The following is a 15,779-nucleotide window of genomic DNA, read 5'->3' as shown; positions in this document are numbered from 1 at the left end:
CGGGCGATTGTCAGTCGCGGTAGCTTTGCGAAGACCGGCCAGGCGGTTGCCGTGCCGGCGGAAAAAAACCGTCGCCAACTGCATGAGCTGGCAACGGTGGAAAGTCAACGCGATCCCTGCTGAACGAGCACGGGTTCTTCTTCGGACGCGCCATGACGCGGGATTCGCCCGAAGAACGGATGCCCCGGATCGTTGAAACCGGGCGTGGACGGATGGCCACTCGTGACGAGCGAGTCGACGAACGTTTCATCTTCCGCCGTCAGGCGGTAGCGCAGCGCCGGCAAGTAGTCCAGCCACTGCGCTTCCGTGCGCGGGCCCGCAATGGTCGAACTGATGTAACGGCTATTGAGCACCCACGCGAGTGCGAATTGCCCGGCGGAAAGCCCCCGCGCTTGCGCATGCTCGCGCACGCGGCGCGCCAGTTCGAGTGATTCCGCACGCCATTCGGTCTGCTGCAGACGCCGGTCGCTGCGCCCCGCGCGCGTATCGGCGCCAGGCGTCGAGCCCGGTTCGTACTTGCCGGTCAACACGCCGCGCGCGAGTGGGCTATAGGAAATCACGCCGAGTCCGTAGCGGTGCGCGGCTGTCAATTGCTCAGCCTCGGCCTGGCGGTTGGCGATGTTGTAGAGCGGCTGGCTCGCTACCGGCGCATCGAGTCCGAGCGCCTGCGCAGTGTGGCTGAATTCGGCGATTTTCCACGCGCGATGATTCGACAAGCCGTAATAACGCAGCTTGCCGGCCTGGATCAGATCGTTGAGTGCCCGCACCGTTTCTTCAACCGGTGTTTCGTGGTCTTCGCGGTGGATATAGAGCAGGTCGATGTAGTCGGTGTTGAGGCGTTTCAGGCTGGCATCCACGGCCCGTATGATGTGCTTGCGCGATGCGCCACGCGCGTTGATATCGCCGTCCTGCAGCGGGTTCGCGAATTTGGTCGCCAGCACCCAGCGCTCGCGCTGCGCGGCGATGCTGCGGCCCACCACGCGCTCGGACTCGCCTTTGGCGTACACGTCCGCCGTATCGATCGAATTCACGCCGTGCTCCTGAGCCTGATCGATGATGCGCGCGGCGCTTGCTTCCTCGGTGGGGCCGCCGAACATCATCGTGCCGAGCGTCAGCGTCGAGACCTTGATGCCGCTGCGGCCGAGTTGTCTGTATTCCATGTGAGTCGAATTCCGTGAGAGAGTGAATCGGGAGAGGGTTAGCGTTGCAGCCACACGTCGGCGAAACTGGACGACACGCCGTCCGGCGAGGTCGTATGGTTATGCACCGCGCGCGAGTAGACGGTCAGGTATTGCGGCGACACCAGATTGATGTCCGGCAGATCGCGTTCGAGAATGCGCTGAATCTGCGAGAAGAGTTGCTTGCGTTTTGCGTTGTCGGTTTCTTCGGCGACCTGCGAGAACAATTGATCGATCTCCGGATTGCTGTAATGGGAGCCGTTGGTGAAGGGCACGCCACGCCGGAAATTGCTGGTCGTGTAGAGACGTGCCACACCAACCACCGGATCGAACAGATTGCTCATGCCATTGATCGAGAAATCGAAATCGCGGTCGGTGTAGATTCGCTTCAGATAAGCAGGCAAATCCTGGCTGCGAACGGTGACGGCAATGCCGACACGGGCGAGGGCCGACTTGACATAGGCGGCGGTGCGCGCTGGCAGATCGCCGATCGGCAAGGGGTCGACGGTAAGGGCGAAACGCGTGCCGTCGGCTTTGCGCGGATAGCCCGCTTCGTCGAGCAACGCGTTGGCACGCTCCACGTTGAATGGATAGGGCGTGGGCGCCGGGTCGTAGTAGGGGCTCGACGGAATGATCGGGCTGGCGAGCGGCGTCGCGTAGCCGTAGTAGATCACCTTGCGAATCACTTCACGATCCAGCGCCGAAGCAATTGCCTGACGCACTTTCGGATTCTTCAATACCGGGTTGTCGAGGTTGAACTCGATACGCGCCACGCCCGCCTGGAACTCGTAGCCGCGAGTCTCGAGTCCGAGCTTCGGGTTGGCTTTGAGGCGCTCCAGATCGGACAGCGGCACGGGCGAGTCGCCGCTCAGGTCCACGGAACCGTCTTCGAAAGCGACGGTGCGGGCGGCCGGATCGTTGATCACCTTGACGACAATGCGATCGAGCCACGGCTTGCCTTTGTCCCAGTAGTCGTCGTTGCGCACGTATTCGACATAGCTGCCGCGCACCCATTTGACGAAGCGAAACGGACCGGTTCCGATCGGCGCGTTATTCGCGGGGTTGGTCAGCACGTCGGTGCCTTCGTAGATATGCTTCGGCACGATCGGCGTTTCCGACGAAGAGAACGCCTTGATCAGATACGGTGCCGGCTTCGACAGCGTGATGACAACGGTATAAGGGTCCGGCGTCGCGACATCGGTAACGTTGGCGAAGGTGGTCTTGGCGCGCGGGTGCACCTGCCGGAGCGTCTGGATCGAATACGCTACGTCGGCGGACGTGAAGGGCTTGCCGTCGTGCCATTTCACGCCGCGGCGCAGATGGAAAACGTATTTGCGGCTGTCGTCGCTCACTTCCCACGAGGTGGCGAGCGAAGCTTTCGGTTGAAACTTGAAGTCGTATTCCAGCAAGCCTTCCACGACTTTCGGGCTGACCTTGAGCACGTTGGTCGCCGTGGTGGCGAGGTCCACGAGCGCGGTTGGCTCCGGCGTAACGATGAAATTGAGCGTGCCGCCGCGAGTCTGCGCCTGCGCGTGCGCAGCAAACAGTGTAACGATCAGGGTGACTGCCAGACCGAGCGCGCCTTTGAACAGGCGCGCGCCGCGGCGGCTTGGCGTCGCCTGCGTTGTGACATAGGTCATCGTATGGTTGTGTGAGAGAAGAAAGGGGTGAAGAAGCGGGTTCAGTTTGCGAATGCCGCCAGCGCGGGCCGGCGCGCGAGCGCGGCGTGAAGTGGCGCGGGGTCGACCCATGCGTCGAAATCGAAATCCGATGCAATGAAGCCCCACTTGAAAAGAAAGCGCTTGAAGTCGGCGAGCGCCGCGAGCGCCTGCGGGTCGAGCCCTATCGTCAATTGTCGATGCAGCCCGCCGGGATAGGCGCGCTCCACCCAATGTTCGGCACTGCGGGTTTCGCGGGCGACATAGAGCGCCACATCCCCTGTGTGCGCCTCGGCCCAATCGCCGGTATCCAACGTGCGCGCGAGCACCCGCTCGACCAGGTCGGGGCGTTCACGTAGCAGACCCGCGTCTACCGTCAACGGCCGGGGCGTGCCATTGTTCGCGTGGAGCAGGCGATTCGGCTGCGCGCTGATGTCGACGAGGATCTTCGCATCGAGCAGGTTCGCGATATCGAGGCCCGTCGCCCCTTTGACGAACACGACATCGGCTTCTCCGCGCAACAGCGCTTCGGCCTCGCGGGCGTACTCGTGAGAGCGTTGCGCGTCGAGCCAATCGGCGAGCGGCGCATCGGCGGTGGGTTTGGCGTCTTCGAGACTGCGCGGCGTGTGCAGCAGGTCGACCAGATCGATATCTTCGAGTTGCACGCCCAGCACGCCCAGCAACGAAGAAAAGCCGCGCAGTGCGGTGGCGCGATGAAAGTCGACTACGCCCGCGCGCGTATTGAGCGGAAAGCCGAAACGACGCCCGGCCAATGCATCCGGACTCGCCTCGAGGTGACGGTCGAGCGTGATCAGGGCCTGGAATTCGTCTACCCAGCTCAGGCCGATCAGACGCGTGTCGCTGCCTTGTGCGCGCGCCCAGAGCGCGGGAATATTGCCGCCCTGACGGAACGACCAGGGCTGCGTATGCGTGAAATGCGAGCGACGGATCGTCGCGTCGTCGGCGTCCTGTAGCGCTTTGACATCGATTCCGTCGGCCGCGAATTCTTCTTCGAGCCAGCCTTTCTGCACGGCAATGCCGAATGGCGTGGGGGCGGGGCAGCGCGTGTACCAGAGGCGGCTCATACAATGACCTTGTAATTGAAGACTATCGGGCAACCTGAAGGCGGTTCTCGCATCCGAAGGTGGGCGCGCAATCAGTACCGGAGGCCTGCTTCGCGCAACAACGGCACCACGCGCTCGCCGAAGAAATCGAGGTCCGGCTGAAAATCGAAAAAGCTCAACTGCACGCCGTCGATACCGGCCTGATGCAAACGCACGATGTAATCGGCGATCTGCTGCGGCGAGCCGACCATCGCGATGTTGCCGCCCACCGCGCGGGCGGCGGCCTGATTGCGCTGTTCAGCGTTGCCGCGCCATGCGTGCGCGTCGCTGTCGAAGCGATGAAAACTGCCTTCGTCACCGTGCGCCACGATCGCGTCGTGATAGGCGCGTGCTTCTGCCTCGGACTCGCGGCAGATCACCATTGGATTGATCAAGGTGCGGATCTTGCGGCCGTGCTTCGCGGCGGTTGCCTTCACGCGCGCCGTATGCGCCGGCAGCGCCGCTAACGCCGCTTCGATTTCGGAGCCGGCCGGACTGGTGATGAACACGACGTCCGAGTAACGGGCGGCGAAGTCGATACCCGCGTCGGAACCGGTCGCACTCACGAGAAGCGGACGGCCGTATTTCGGTTTCGGCGTGACGAACGCCTTGTCGAGCTTCCAGCTGGATAGCTCGGGGGCGAAGCTGAAATTTTCAGGCTGCGCCCAGAGTTGCTGCACGGCATCGAGAAACTCGGCGGCAAGTTCGTAGCGCCGGTCATGTTCGATACGATGCCAGCCGAACATTTCATGCTCGATGGCGCGATGGCCGGTGACGACATTGATGCCCCACCGTCCCTTCGAGATGTGATCGAGCGTCGCGCTGAATTTGGCGAAGTGCAGCGGATGCCATGGCCCGTAGAGCACGTGGCTGGTGGCGACCAGAATGATGCGCTCGGTGCGCGCCGTCATCGCGGCCAGCGACATGAACGAGTCGAGCGCTTCACCGTTGAATACGCCGCCGTAGCCGCCTTTTGGCAGCCATTGCGACAGCGCGAAGACGAGATCGAAACCGAATGCCTCGGCTTTTTGCACCAGTGCCAGGTTGTAATCGAAGTTCCAATCGGTGGAGCGAGGCAGTGTTGACGCGCTCCACCCGCCCGCCTGAATCGGCAGAAATAGTCCCAGCAGCAGCGGCTGTTCGAAGGCGCGTGAGACCGGGCTATCGGCGAATGCAGCCGGTGATCGAACTGGAACGAATGGCGTGGCAGCCCGCCTGTCTTCAGCAGCAGGCGCCGAGGCCTCAGGTGGAGCGGCGAGAATGGAATCAGTCACAGTAATTGTCCGTCCCGTTTTGGCGTAAAGAGCGCGCATTCGATGGGCGGTCGACCATCGCACGTGACTGGCGGCGGCAACGATTCTCGCCACCACGTCAACGCTCGCGTGAACGCAGTAGATCATGCAAGGTTGGGAATGCAAAACAATGAATTCTGCTTTTCAATTGAAGCGACGGATGCTGCAAAGCCGTGCTGTTATAGCGGAGATATCGCGCATGGCAGGATGAACGAGAAGACCGTCTGGCGGCACAGTAGTGTTGAACGCGCGCACACACCGGCAGTTTGCGGCGGGAAAAGAGCAATCGGCGTTAGCAAAGCGCGTGGGTACGTTGCGGCATGTCAGTGAGCTACGGAAAGCGCCTTGAATCACGCTAAACATAGGATGCAAAGCTAATCACTTTTGCTTGCTTTTCGTTCCTTTCAAGCCGCCTTACTATCCGACATTCCTATAATAAAGAGGATACCTATGAGCTTGCAAAACGGTTTGTGCGGAACCCTTTCCGCCGCGGTGTTCGCCTTCTCGCTGATTGCCGCCAGTCCGGCGCCCGCTCTGGCGGCGCCCAATCATGGCGGAACCCTCACATGGCTCGTCACGCCTGAACCTGCGTCGATCGTTCCTTTGACCACCACCGCTGGCGGTAACGCAGAGATCGGCCCGAAGGTGGTGGAAGGCTTGCTGACCTATGACAAGGACCTCAATCCTCAACCGCTGCTGGCTACCGCATGGTCGGTCAGCAAAGACGGGCTTCAATATCGCTTCAATTTGCGCCACGGCGTAAAGTGGCACGACGGCAAGCCGTTTACTTCCGCAGACGTTGCCTTTTCGATTCTGACGCTCAAGCAGGTGCATCCGCGCGGCCGGAGCACGTTCGCGAACGTCACCGATGTCAAGACACCGGACCCTTACACCGCGATCATCGAACTATCGAAACCCGCGCCGTTTCTGCTGACCGCGCTTTCCGGTTCCGAGTCGCCGATCGTGCCGAAGCACTTGTACGAAGGGACGGACATCGGATCCAACCCATATAACAGCGCACCGGTCGGCACGGGGCCGTTCATTTACAAATCGTTTGTTCACGGCAGCTATATTCTGCTCGAACGCAATCCGGACTACTGGGACAAACCCAAGCCCTACGTGGACAAGATCATCGTGCGCTTTCTTCCCGATGGCGCGGCCCGCGCGGCAGCGCTTGAATCGGGTGCGGCCAATCTCGGCGATCAGGCGATTCCGTTAGCGGACGTCAAGCGGTTCACGACACTGCCTGAGTTCAATGTGGATACGACCAACTGGCCGTACGCGAGCAACCATCAGCAGTTGATCTTCAACCTGGATACGCCGGTTCTCAAAGACAAGGCCGTGCGCAAAGCGATTTCACAGGCAATCGACGTCAATGCATTGAACCGCGTGGTCTGGTATGGCTATGGCCAGGTGTCCGCTGCGCCGATCGGCACGGCCAATACGAAGTATCACGACGCCGACATTCATTACTTTCCGTATGACATTGCTCAGGCCAATGCCGCGCTGGATGCGGCCGGCTTGAAGCGCGGCGCGGACGGAAAGCGCTTCAAACTGCGATTGCTGTTCAATCCGTTCCAGGATCCGCGGGCGGCGGATTTTGTGCGTCAGTCGTTGGCGCGTATCGGGATCGATGGGGAGATCGAGAGTTATGATTTCGCGACCTACGTAAAGAAGGCTTATACCGATCGCGCTTTCGACATCACGCTCGAAGCGCTCTCCAATGTATTCGACCCGACAGTGGGCGTGCAACGCGTTTTCTGGTCGAAGAACTTCAAGATCGGACTGCCGTTCTCCAATGCGGCGCACTATTCGAACCCGGAGGTCGACCGTTTGCTCGAAGCCGCCTCCGTTGAGACCGACGAAGCAAAGCGCCGTCAGCTATTCATCCAGTTCCAGCAGATCGTTCACGACGACATTCCGTCGATCGAGTTCGGCGCGAATCCAAGCATTACGGTCGTTTCGAAGAAGGTGAGGGACTATGCGCCGACCGGGGAAGGGTTGCGCGGGAATTTTGCTGATTTGTATATTCAGCCGTAGAGCGTGTGGAGAGAAAGGGGAAGGGAGTGTCCGCCTCCCCTCGACTTCCCGCCCGGCCTGATCAGAACCACTTATGCGGCGCGCTTTGCATCCAGACCGTCCGGCAACCTCGGCAAGGCTCACGCCTCCGAGTGCCGCCGGACATCCCGCACTCACTTCGCCGCCACCGCAGTCTTGCTGCCAAGAAGCGCCCACTCGCCACTTTCGACTGCGAGGTTGACGCTTTTCACGCCGATCACGCGGCGCGTCGCCGGATCGAAAGTCGCCTTGCCGAACACGACGCTGGGCACGTCATGCAACTTTGGCAACGCATCACGCACGGCTCGGCGATCGAGACCGCCGGCGCGCAACGCATAAGCGGCGATGATCGTGGCGTCGTAAGCAAACGCGTTGAAGGCGTCCGGTTGATGGTGATATTTCGCCTCGAAGCCACGAACGAAATGCTGAACTTCGGGGCTGGGATCGCCCGGGAAAAAGCTGGTATTGGTGGTCACACCGTTGACGGCCTCACCACCCAGTTCCATGAACTTCGGCGAGTACACGGAACTGGCGGCCACGATCGGCAGGCTGATGCCACTCGTACGTGCCTGGCGCACGATCTGCGCGCCGTCCGAGTAGTAGGAAATCAGCACCAGTGCATCGGGCTTCGTATCACGCACGCGCAGCAGCGTGGCGCGAAAATCCTTGTCGGTGGGCTGATAACCTTCGGCGGCCACGACCTGTGCGCCACGCGCGGCCGCCGCCTTCACGAATACGTCCTTACTGGCGCGGCCCCAATCCGTGTTCTGGAACAGCACGGCGATGCGCCTGAAACCCTGCTTGACGGCCAGGTCCGCGAGCAGCGGTTGCGCGTCTGCCTGGCTGACGGACGGGCTCCAGATGAAGTCTCCGCCCTTGGTGAAGTCAGGATGCGAGTTAGTGAAACCCAACTGCACGAGGCCGGCACGCTGATAGATCGGCGAGGCCGCCATCGAAGCCGGACTCGAAAAATCGCCGAGTTCGATCAGGATGCGCTTGTCGTCGACAAACTTCTGCGCAATGCCGACCGCCTGGCGCGGATCGCTTTGACTGTCTTCGAACACGTACTGCAAGGGTCGGCCGTTGATGCCGCCCTGGCTGTTGATCTCGTCGAGCGCGAGGTCGAAGCCGGCTTTCCATTGCGCGCCATATTGCGCATTCGGGCCGGTCAGTGGTCCGCTTACGCCGAAGAATACCGGCTCGCCGGTGGCCGGCGCCGCGGAAGACACACCGTAAACGGAGAAGGCAAGTGCGGCGCCGGCAAGCGTGAAGAGTCGCCGGAACGGCAAGAAAGGACGCGAGGCAGACATGAGTATTTTCCCGAAATGAGTTGGACTGCGAGTCTCTAACGCATCACATCGTGCGACAACGAAGCGATTCGCATATCCATATTCGCCAGCCGGCGCGATGCGAGGTCAATGCAATGCGAAGCCCGACCTACGCCGGAAACACGGCCTCACCGAGCGTCAGCATCAGCCGGTTCGCCCACGCGAAGATCGCAATCGCCTGGCTTAAGTCGAGAATCTGCGTATCGTCGAGCCCTGCGCGGCGCAGCGCGTCGAGCGAGGCCCGGCTGAGCGCTTCAGGATGCAGCGTGAGATCGATCGCGTACTTCACGATGGCGCGTTCGCGCTCCGTCGTGCCCGCAGTCTGCGGGTCCGAGAAGATCTGCTGGATTACGTCGTCGCGTTTCGCGAGTTGCTGGAAGCGCTGCGCATGCACCGAGGCGCAGTACACGCAGCCATTGACCCGCGAGACAACCGTGCTCGCAAGCTCGCGCTCCGCGCGCGAGAGGCCGCCTGGCGCGTACATGATGCTGTTGAACGCACCGGAGCGCTGCCGGAGGATTTCCGCTTCGTGCACGAGCAGCAGGTAATAGTCCGAAGTCTTCGCCTGGGGATGGCTCGCTTCGAGCACCGCCGTCTGCGCGGGCGATGCCTGCGCGAGCGGGACGGTATCGAGCCATGCGCGCCAGCCGAGGGTCTGCGAGGTGAAGCCGTGATCCGTGCTCATGCTCGTGCCTCCAGCGCGCGCAACGCGGCGACGACTCGCACCTGATACGTGACGAATGCGACGAGTTGCGCGAGTGCGACGATCGCACGCGTCGTCAGACCGGCTGACTGTAGCGCCGAGAGGGCCGGTTTGCCGGTCGCGGCAGGCTGCAATACGAGTGCTTCGGTATGCACAAGGATCGCCGCGAGCCGCGGGTCGGCCGTCACGTCGCGCCCCGTGCGATGTTGCGCGATGGCATCGATCAACGTGCTCGTTGCGTGCGCACCTGTCTCCGCGTCCGGTTCGAGCGCCAGCAAGCGGTCGCGATATGCTTGCGCGGTCTGCTCCGAGCGCGAGAGCAGCGCCGCATACCACGCCGCGTAGAGCCGCTCGCGCAGCGTCAGATCGACGACGTCGTCAGAGAACAGCGCGTCGTGACTGCCTTGCGTATAGCGGGTTGCGTCACCGAGGAAGGCGCGCAACGCAGCGACAGGGCTGTCGGGCGCGAGCCCCGCCAACGCTGCGACGAAGTCGTCGGTTGCGGCAGTGGATGTGTGATCGGTCAATGAAGAAGACATGAGTGATAGGTCTCGTCAGGGGAGAGTCAGGCGGTGGTGTCGATTACGGGCGCGTCGGCGTCGGCCCATTCGTCTCCGGCAAGCTCGGCGGTGTCGAATGCCTGCAGCGCGGCGTAGTGCGTGTCCCGGTCGGCGTCGAACAGCATGGCTGCAATGGCGCGCGCGAGACGTTGCGCGCCGTCGCTAATCGCGGGAATGTCGCCGGCGATCTTGCCGTGCGACAGACTCGCGCCGTGATTGAATGAGTGAATGCGCGAGAGCGCCGGACATGTGCCCGCGATCCGTTCCTGCAAGGCAAAGTTGCGATCCAGGTCCGGCGAGCTGCCGAGGTCGTCGCTCGGCAGTTCGCACGCGGGTTCGAAGCGGTCACGCCAGCGGCGCACATGCGGCGCGATCAGCGCAAACTCGTCGCGGGTGTCGATCTCGGCGTGAAAACCGGTCGCGAAGATCAGGTAATCGAGCGCGTAGCGGCCCCTCGGCGTAGCGACGACGACCGTGTCGTCCTCGTGGCTTACGCGCGTGAGCGGGCTGGCAAGATGCAGCTTCGCGTGAGCATACTTCGCGACGCGCAGCACGCTATCACGCGGCGGCGGCGCCTGAGTCTGGGCGGAGTAGTGCAGAAAGCGCCATTTCCATTCGTCAGGCAGGCTGGCGAAACCGTGTACGAGCCCGGGGCTGCCAATGCCGGTCAACTTGTTGATGCGAGGCAGCGCGTCGCGTCGCACGAACAGATCGACTTGCGCCGCGCCGGCTTCGAGCGCGCTCGCGGCATTGTCGAACGCCGACGCGCTTGCACCCACCACGCCGACACGCTTGCCGCGCAACGCGGCGAAGTCGATCGCATCCGACGAGTGCGCGCGCAGGTGGGCGGGAAGTTCGCGTGCGACCTCGGGAATGAAGGGGCCGCCCAGGCCCTCGCGTCCGGTTGCCAGCACGACATGCCGGGCAAGCACCATTTCGCGCCGTGCGCGACTGGTGTCGTTCGCCGCTCCGCCGAGGAGATCGAGTTCGATCAGGCCATCGCTGCGTGGGCGCAATTTTTCGACGCAAGTGTCGTTGCGCACCGGCAGTTCAAGCACGCGGCGATACCAGCGCAGATAGTCCATCCACTGCGTACGCGGAATCTTGTAGAGCGCGTCCCATTGTTCGCGACCGAACTGGGCTTCGTACCATGCGCGAAAGGTCAGGGCGGGCAGACGGAGCGCGGGCCCGGTCAGCTGTTTCGGCGAGCGTAGGGTCTGCATCCGCGCGTAGGTGACCCACGGACCTTCGCGGCCCGCCGGCGCCTGATCGAAGAGCTTCTGGTTGTCGATGCCCAGCAGGCGCAACTCGGCACTCGCCGCGAGTCCGGCCATGCCGGCGCCGATGATGGCGACATCGAGCACGCGTTGCGCCCCGACGTTTCGCGCGGGCACCCAGGAAGGCGCTGGCAGTTCGAGCCAGTCGAGGTCTTCGCGAAGCCGGGCTTCGAGCGCGGCCAGGCCGTCGGCGGCGGGTGGTGGATTCAATACGGTCATGCCGGAACTCCGGTGTCGCGATGAGAGGAGGAATCGGAATCGCCAGCGTTGTCCGCGCTATCCATGCGATCGTGAGCGACCAGTGCGCCATGCTGCGACGCCGCGTGGCGCACCGCGCCGGGCAGCAGAGCGTGTGAGACTTCAGCGAGGGCGTCGATCATCGCGTCCATTGCGGGAGTGCGCGGTCGGCCCGACAGCGTGACAACGCCATACAGAAACGGGATCGGCACGTCGAGAGGCCGCACTTCGACATCGGCGAGGCGCAGCCCGAACGCCGTCACCGGATCGACAATGGCGACGCCGAGCTTCTCCTGCGCCGCCATCATCGCGTTGAGCGACGCGTTGGTTTCCAGCGCGGCGAGGAGCGCAATGCCGGCCTGATCGAACGCGCGATCGATCCTGTTGCGCAGCCGGTAGCGGTTCGCCAGCGTCGAGACCGGCTGTCCGGCGAGACGCGCGAGCGGCAACACGGCGGTTTGCGCCAGCGGGTCGTCGCGATGCAGCACGGCAACACACGGTGCTTCGATGATGTAGTGCACATCGAGGGCCGCATGATCGAGTGGAAGCGTGGCGATGCCGACATCGGCGGCACGCGAGAGCAACGCCTGCACGACCTGCTCGGCGGACGCGCTGCGCAGTTGCGTGTTGCCGCGTGTGCCTGCTTGCGCGGCCGCCTGGTTCAGCTTCGCGAGCGCGCGCGGCGCCAGCGCCGCGGCGAGCGCGGGCGTTGCCACGACGCGCAGCGGCATGGGTTCGTCGCGGCCGATGGCGCGCGCACTGGCTCGGATCGCATCGAGGCCGATCAGCGAACGCTCCACTTCGTCATAAAGCTGAAATGCGCGACTCGTCGGCGTGACGCGTGGCCCTTTCCGGTCGAACAGTGCATAGCCGATCTCCTGTTCGAGATCCTGGATCGTTCTCGTCACGCCCGGCTGCGAGCGGCGCAGCAGGCGAGCCGCGCCGGTTATGCTGCCCGCCGACATGACTGCTGAGAACGCTTCGAGTTGATGCAACTCCATGCGATGCCTCATCCATGTGATGGGTGCATTCTAGAGGCCGTTTCATGCTCGATTCTTATAATAAATTCGGCTATGCAATTGACGAAAGTTGCGGTCCTCCGGCACGCGCGCAACTGCCGTGAGCCAATCAGCCTCCCGCTGAAAGTGCGAAAAGTGCCATGAAACAAGGGCTTTTTTGTATTGGCCGCAGCAGCGCAGAAGCTCGGCGCACGGCGTAATCGCTCACACTCATAAGCTTGGCGGACTCACGGGAATAAGCTTTGACCGTTATCTTCGTTGGCCGGCTTCCAGGCGACATGGTTACATCGTCTCACTCAATTACATAGCGTGAGAAAAGCATGTCGATTCTGTGGAACAACAAGCGCGGTGCAGCCCGCACGCTGCTTCAACTGGCTGGCGCACTGACTATTGCTTTGGGCGGCGCAATGCCTGCTGCACACGCGGCGGATCCCTACTGGGTCGGCGTGACCGGACCGCTGAGCGGACAGGACGCGCAATACGGCGAGCAGTGGAAGCGCGGCTTCGATCTCGCGCTCGAGCAGATCAACGGCAATGGCGGCATTAATGGTCATCCGCTCAGTTACGACTTCGAGGACAGCCGCAGCGATCCGCGCCAGGCTGTCGCGATCGCGCAGAAATTCGTCGACGACAAACGCATCCTCCTCGAACTGGGTGATCTGTCGAGCGGAGCGTCGATGGCCGCGTCGCCGGTTTACCAGCGCGCTGGCCTCGTGCAGTTCGGCTTCACCAACTCGCACCCGGACTTCACCAAGGGCGGCGACTATATGTGGAGCACGGCGATCAGCCAGGCGGAGGAACAGCCGATGCTTGCACGCTACGTCACCAAAGGGCTCGGCTTTAAAAAGATCGCCGTGCTGTATCTGAACACCGACTGGGGCCGCACCAGCAAGGACATCTTCGCGAAAGCCGTCACGTCGAACGGCGCGGAGGTCGTCGCGGCCGAGGCCTATCAGCCGAACGAGAAAGACTTTCGCGCGACGCTCACGCGCGTGCGCAGCGCGGAGCCGGATTCGATCGTCCTGATTTCGTACTATTCAGACGGTGCGCAGATCGTTCGCCAGGCGCGAGCAGCAGGCGTGCATACACCGATCGCGGCTGTCGGCTCGGTGTATTCGCCCAAATTTCTCGACCTGGGCGGACCCGCGGTGAACGGCGTCTACACCGAATCGAACTTTTTCCCCGGCGACCCGCGCCCGGAAGTGCAGAGCTTCGTACAGCGTTACCGCGCCAGATATAACGCCGAGCCGGACACGTTCGCCGCGCGCGCCTACGACGCGATGATTCTGGCGAGCGAGGTAATCCGCCGCTATGGCGCCGACCGCACGGCCGTGCACGACGGATTCGCGAAGATCAACGACGTGCCGAGCGTGATTTTCGGCAAGTTCAAATTCGATCCGCAAACGCGCCGCGTGGCCGGTGCAAAGAACCTGGATCTGGTCGTCAAGGACGGTAAATTCGCGTTGTGGGACGGCGTGAGCGCCGTGCGCGCGCAATGATCGAAAGCACCATCAATGCGGGCTACGGGACTGACACGCTATGACGGCCTGGTTCGACTACACGATCAACGGATTGATCGTCGGCAATATCTATGCGCTGCTGGCGGTCGGCCTCGCGCTGATCTTCGGCGTCTCGCATCTGATCAATTTCGCGCATGGTTCCGTGTACATGGTCGGCGGCTTCATCGGCTGGCTGTGCCTGACGCGGCTCGGCTTGCCGCTCCCGGTCGCGCTCGTCGCGACCATCGCGGGTTGCGCGCTGCTCGGCATCCTTATCGAACGGATCGGCTTGCGGCCGTTGCAGGGCGCCGCGCGTATCGCGCCGCTGCTGGCCACGATCGGCATCAGTTTCGTGCTCGACCAGCTCGCGCAAATCGTCTTCGGCCCGGATCCGCGTCCGGTGCCGAGCCCGTTGCCGGATTGGACGCTCTCGCTCGGCGGGGCGACGCTCGGTTCGCTCGATCTGCTGATCGCGGCGATCGGCATCGGCGCCGCGGCCGTGCTCTACGTGTTCCTGCGCTTCACGCGGCTCGGCTGGGCTGTGCGCGCCACCGCGCAGGATCGCGACGCCGCGCAGCAGATGGGCGTGAACGTGAATGCCGTGAATCAGGCGGTGTTCGCGATTGCTTGCGGGCTCGGCGGCCTGAGCGGTTTGCTGGTCGGCATGTACTACAACAGCATCGATCCGGCGATGGGCTTTCAGGCTACGCTGAAAGGCGTCGTCGCACTGCTGATCGGCGGGCTGGGCAACGTGCCGGGCGCAATCGCCGGCAGCCTGCTGCTGGGGCTCGTGGAGAGCTATGGCGTCGCGTTGTTTGGCACGAGCTATCGCGACCTGTTCGCGTTCGTGCTGCTGCTGGCCTTTCTAGTATGGCGGCCCAACGGGCTCTTCAGTTCGAGCCGCCGGCTGCCGCCCGAGCCGCTCACGGGCACGTTCCTGTCGAACCGCAAGGCGGTCAGGATTCCGCGCCGCGTGATCGTCGCGGTGGTGGCGCTCGCCTTCGTGCTGCCGTTCGCGACCCCGTCGGCCTATGTGCTTCAGACGCTGACCAACGGCTGGATCTATGGCCTGCTCGCGCTCAGCCTGACACTCGTCGCGGGGACCGTCGGGCAGATTTCGCTGGGCCACGCGGCACTGCTGCTGATCGGCGCTTATGCGTCTGCGCTGCTCTCGGTGAATCTGGGCTGGTCGCCCGCCGTGACGATTCCGCTCGCCGGCCTCATCACCGCGGCTATCGGCACGCTGCTGGTGTATCCGTCTTTCAGGCTGCGCGGACATTACGTGTCGATTGCCACGCTCGGCATCGGCGAGATCATCGGACTGGTGGTGCTGAACTGGGATAGCCTGACGCGCGGGCCGGTCGGCATTACCGGCATTCCGCCGTTGTCGCTGTTCGGCTGGCAGTTGACGGGCGTGCGTGCGGTTTACTGGTTCACGCTTGCGGTACTCGTGCTGCTTGCGCTGCTGCAAGTACGGCTGCTGCGCTCGCATCTGGGCCGCACCTGGCGCGCGATCCGCGAGGACGACGTCGCGGCGCGCGCGTATGGCGTGCGGCCCAACCGCTACAAGGCCATCGCATTCGCGTGCGGTGGATTGGCGGCCGGCATCGGCGGCGGCATTGCGGCGCATCTGTACAGCTACATCAACTATCAGACCTTCGACTCGCAAGTGTCGATCCTTGCGCTGACCATGGTGATCCTCGGCGGCCTGGGCAGCGTGGTTGGCGCGGTGGCGGGGGCGATCGCACTCATCAGCCTGCCCGAACTCTTCCGCTTCGCCGCCGATTACCGGATGCTGATCTACGGCGTGATTCTGCTTCTGCTGGTGCGTTTCAGGCCGCAGGGCCTGTTCGGCGCGGTATGACGG

At 63.0% G+C, this 15,779-nt stretch carries 12 protein-coding genes; 3 read left to right on the top strand and 9 right to left on the bottom strand.

What is annotated here, in order from left to right; translation table 11 throughout:
* Positions 1-104: 104 nt before the first annotated feature.
* The 4 genes from BLW71_RS21900 to BLW71_RS21885 form a co-directional block, all read right to left on the bottom strand.
* Complete coding sequence (locus BLW71_RS21900; protein WP_091801404.1) at positions 105-1,160, bottom strand: aldo/keto reductase; 1,056 nt, start codon at positions 1,158-1,160, stop codon at positions 105-107.
* 38 nt (positions 1,161-1,198) lie between these two features.
* On the bottom strand, positions 1,199-2,818 hold the full coding sequence (locus BLW71_RS21895) for an ABC transporter substrate-binding protein (protein WP_091801401.1): 1,620 nt from the start codon (positions 2,816-2,818) through the stop codon (positions 1,199-1,201).
* A gap of 41 nt (positions 2,819-2,859) precedes the next feature.
* On the bottom strand, positions 2,860-3,921 hold the full coding sequence (locus tag BLW71_RS21890) for an ABC transporter substrate-binding protein (RefSeq protein ID WP_091801398.1): 1,062 nt from the start codon (positions 3,919-3,921) through the stop codon (positions 2,860-2,862).
* A gap of 71 nt (positions 3,922-3,992) precedes the next feature.
* On the bottom strand, positions 3,993-5,213 hold the full coding sequence (locus BLW71_RS21885) for an LLM class flavin-dependent oxidoreductase (RefSeq protein WP_091801395.1): 1,221 nt from the start codon (positions 5,211-5,213) through the stop codon (positions 3,993-3,995).
* Between the two features lie 468 nt (positions 5,214-5,681).
* Here BLW71_RS21885 and BLW71_RS21880 point away from each other — a divergent pair, with 468 nt between their 5' ends.
* Entirely contained in the window at positions 5,682-7,271 is a 1,590-nt protein-coding gene (locus tag BLW71_RS21880; RefSeq protein WP_091801392.1) for an ABC transporter substrate-binding protein, read from the top strand.
* Positions 7,272-7,423: 152 nt separating this feature from the next.
* On the opposite strand, the gene BLW71_RS21875 is transcribed toward BLW71_RS21880, so the two are convergent.
* From BLW71_RS21875 to BLW71_RS21855, 5 genes are all read right to left on the bottom strand, one after another.
* Positions 7,424-8,599 carry an ABC transporter substrate-binding protein gene (locus BLW71_RS21875; protein ID WP_091801389.1) on the bottom strand — a complete coding sequence of 392 codons (1,176 nt, stop codon included), beginning with the start codon at positions 8,597-8,599 and terminating at the stop codon, positions 7,424-7,426.
* A gap of 127 nt (positions 8,600-8,726) precedes the next feature.
* On the bottom strand, positions 8,727-9,302 hold the full coding sequence (locus tag BLW71_RS21870) for a peroxidase-related enzyme (RefSeq protein WP_091801386.1): 576 nt from the start codon (positions 9,300-9,302) through the stop codon (positions 8,727-8,729).
* Positions 9,299-9,859, bottom strand: coding sequence for a CMD domain protein (locus tag BLW71_RS21865; RefSeq protein ID WP_091801384.1), 561 nt, complete (start codon positions 9,857-9,859; stop codon positions 9,299-9,301). Before BLW71_RS21865 ends, BLW71_RS21870 begins: the two co-directional genes overlap by 4 nt.
* 26 nt (positions 9,860-9,885) lie before the next feature.
* On the bottom strand, positions 9,886-11,376 hold the full coding sequence (locus BLW71_RS21860) for an NAD(P)-binding domain-containing protein (RefSeq protein WP_091801382.1): 1,491 nt from the start codon (positions 11,374-11,376) through the stop codon (positions 9,886-9,888).
* Complete coding sequence (locus BLW71_RS21855; RefSeq protein WP_091801378.1) at positions 11,373-12,395, bottom strand: LysR family transcriptional regulator; 1,023 nt, start codon at positions 12,393-12,395, stop codon at positions 11,373-11,375. Before BLW71_RS21855 ends, BLW71_RS21860 begins: the two co-directional genes overlap by 4 nt.
* 338 nt (positions 12,396-12,733) lie before the next feature.
* On the opposite strand from BLW71_RS21855, the gene BLW71_RS21850 reads away from it, so the two are divergent.
* Positions 12,734-13,912 (top strand): ABC transporter substrate-binding protein, encoded by a 1,179-nt coding sequence (locus tag BLW71_RS21850; protein ID WP_091801375.1) that lies wholly within the window; start codon positions 12,734-12,736, stop codon positions 13,910-13,912.
* A 40-nt stretch (positions 13,913-13,952) separates the two neighbouring features.
* The gene (locus BLW71_RS21845) at positions 13,953-15,776 is read left to right on the top strand and encodes an ABC transporter permease (protein WP_091801372.1); all 1,824 of its coding nucleotides are present in this window, start codon (positions 13,953-13,955) and stop codon (positions 15,774-15,776) included.
* The last annotated feature ends 3 nt before the right edge of the window (positions 15,777-15,779 follow it).

Source organism: Burkholderia sp. WP9 (assembly GCF_900104795.1).
GTDB lineage: Bacteria > Pseudomonadota > Gammaproteobacteria > Burkholderiales > Burkholderiaceae > Paraburkholderia.
Note: the sequence above shows the minus strand (reverse complement) of the source record. Positions and strands in the feature narration are given on the sequence as shown.

What these genes read in the sequence shown, in the direction of transcription:
- BLW71_RS21865 (WP_091801384.1), bottom strand. Translation starts at nt 9,859, where the DNA reads ATGTCTTCTTCATTGACCGATCACACATCCACTGCCGCAACCGACGAC.
- BLW71_RS21890 (WP_091801398.1), bottom strand. Translation starts at nt 3,921, where the DNA reads ATGAGCCGCCTCTGGTACACGCGCTGCCCCGCCCCCACGCCATTCGGC.
- BLW71_RS21880 (WP_091801392.1), top strand. Translation starts at nt 5,682, where the DNA reads ATGAGCTTGCAAAACGGTTTGTGCGGAACCCTTTCCGCCGCGGTGTTC.
- BLW71_RS21900 (WP_091801404.1), bottom strand. Translation starts at nt 1,160, where the DNA reads ATGGAATACAGACAACTCGGCCGCAGCGGCATCAAGGTCTCGACGCTG.
- BLW71_RS21860 (WP_091801382.1), bottom strand. Translation starts at nt 11,376, where the DNA reads ATGACCGTATTGAATCCACCACCCGCCGCCGACGGCCTGGCCGCGCTC.
- BLW71_RS21870 (WP_091801386.1), bottom strand. Translation starts at nt 9,302, where the DNA reads ATGAGCACGGATCACGGCTTCACCTCGCAGACCCTCGGCTGGCGCGCA.
- BLW71_RS21895 (WP_091801401.1), bottom strand. Translation starts at nt 2,818, where the DNA reads ATGACCTATGTCACAACGCAGGCGACGCCAAGCCGCCGCGGCGCGCGC.
- BLW71_RS21850 (WP_091801375.1), top strand. Translation starts at nt 12,734, where the DNA reads ATGTCGATTCTGTGGAACAACAAGCGCGGTGCAGCCCGCACGCTGCTT.
- BLW71_RS21875 (WP_091801389.1), bottom strand. Translation starts at nt 8,599, where the DNA reads ATGTCTGCCTCGCGTCCTTTCTTGCCGTTCCGGCGACTCTTCACGCTT.
- BLW71_RS21845 (WP_091801372.1), top strand. Translation starts at nt 13,953, where the DNA reads ATGACGGCCTGGTTCGACTACACGATCAACGGATTGATCGTCGGCAAT.
- BLW71_RS21855 (WP_091801378.1), bottom strand. Translation starts at nt 12,395, where the DNA reads ATGGAGTTGCATCAACTCGAAGCGTTCTCAGCAGTCATGTCGGCGGGC.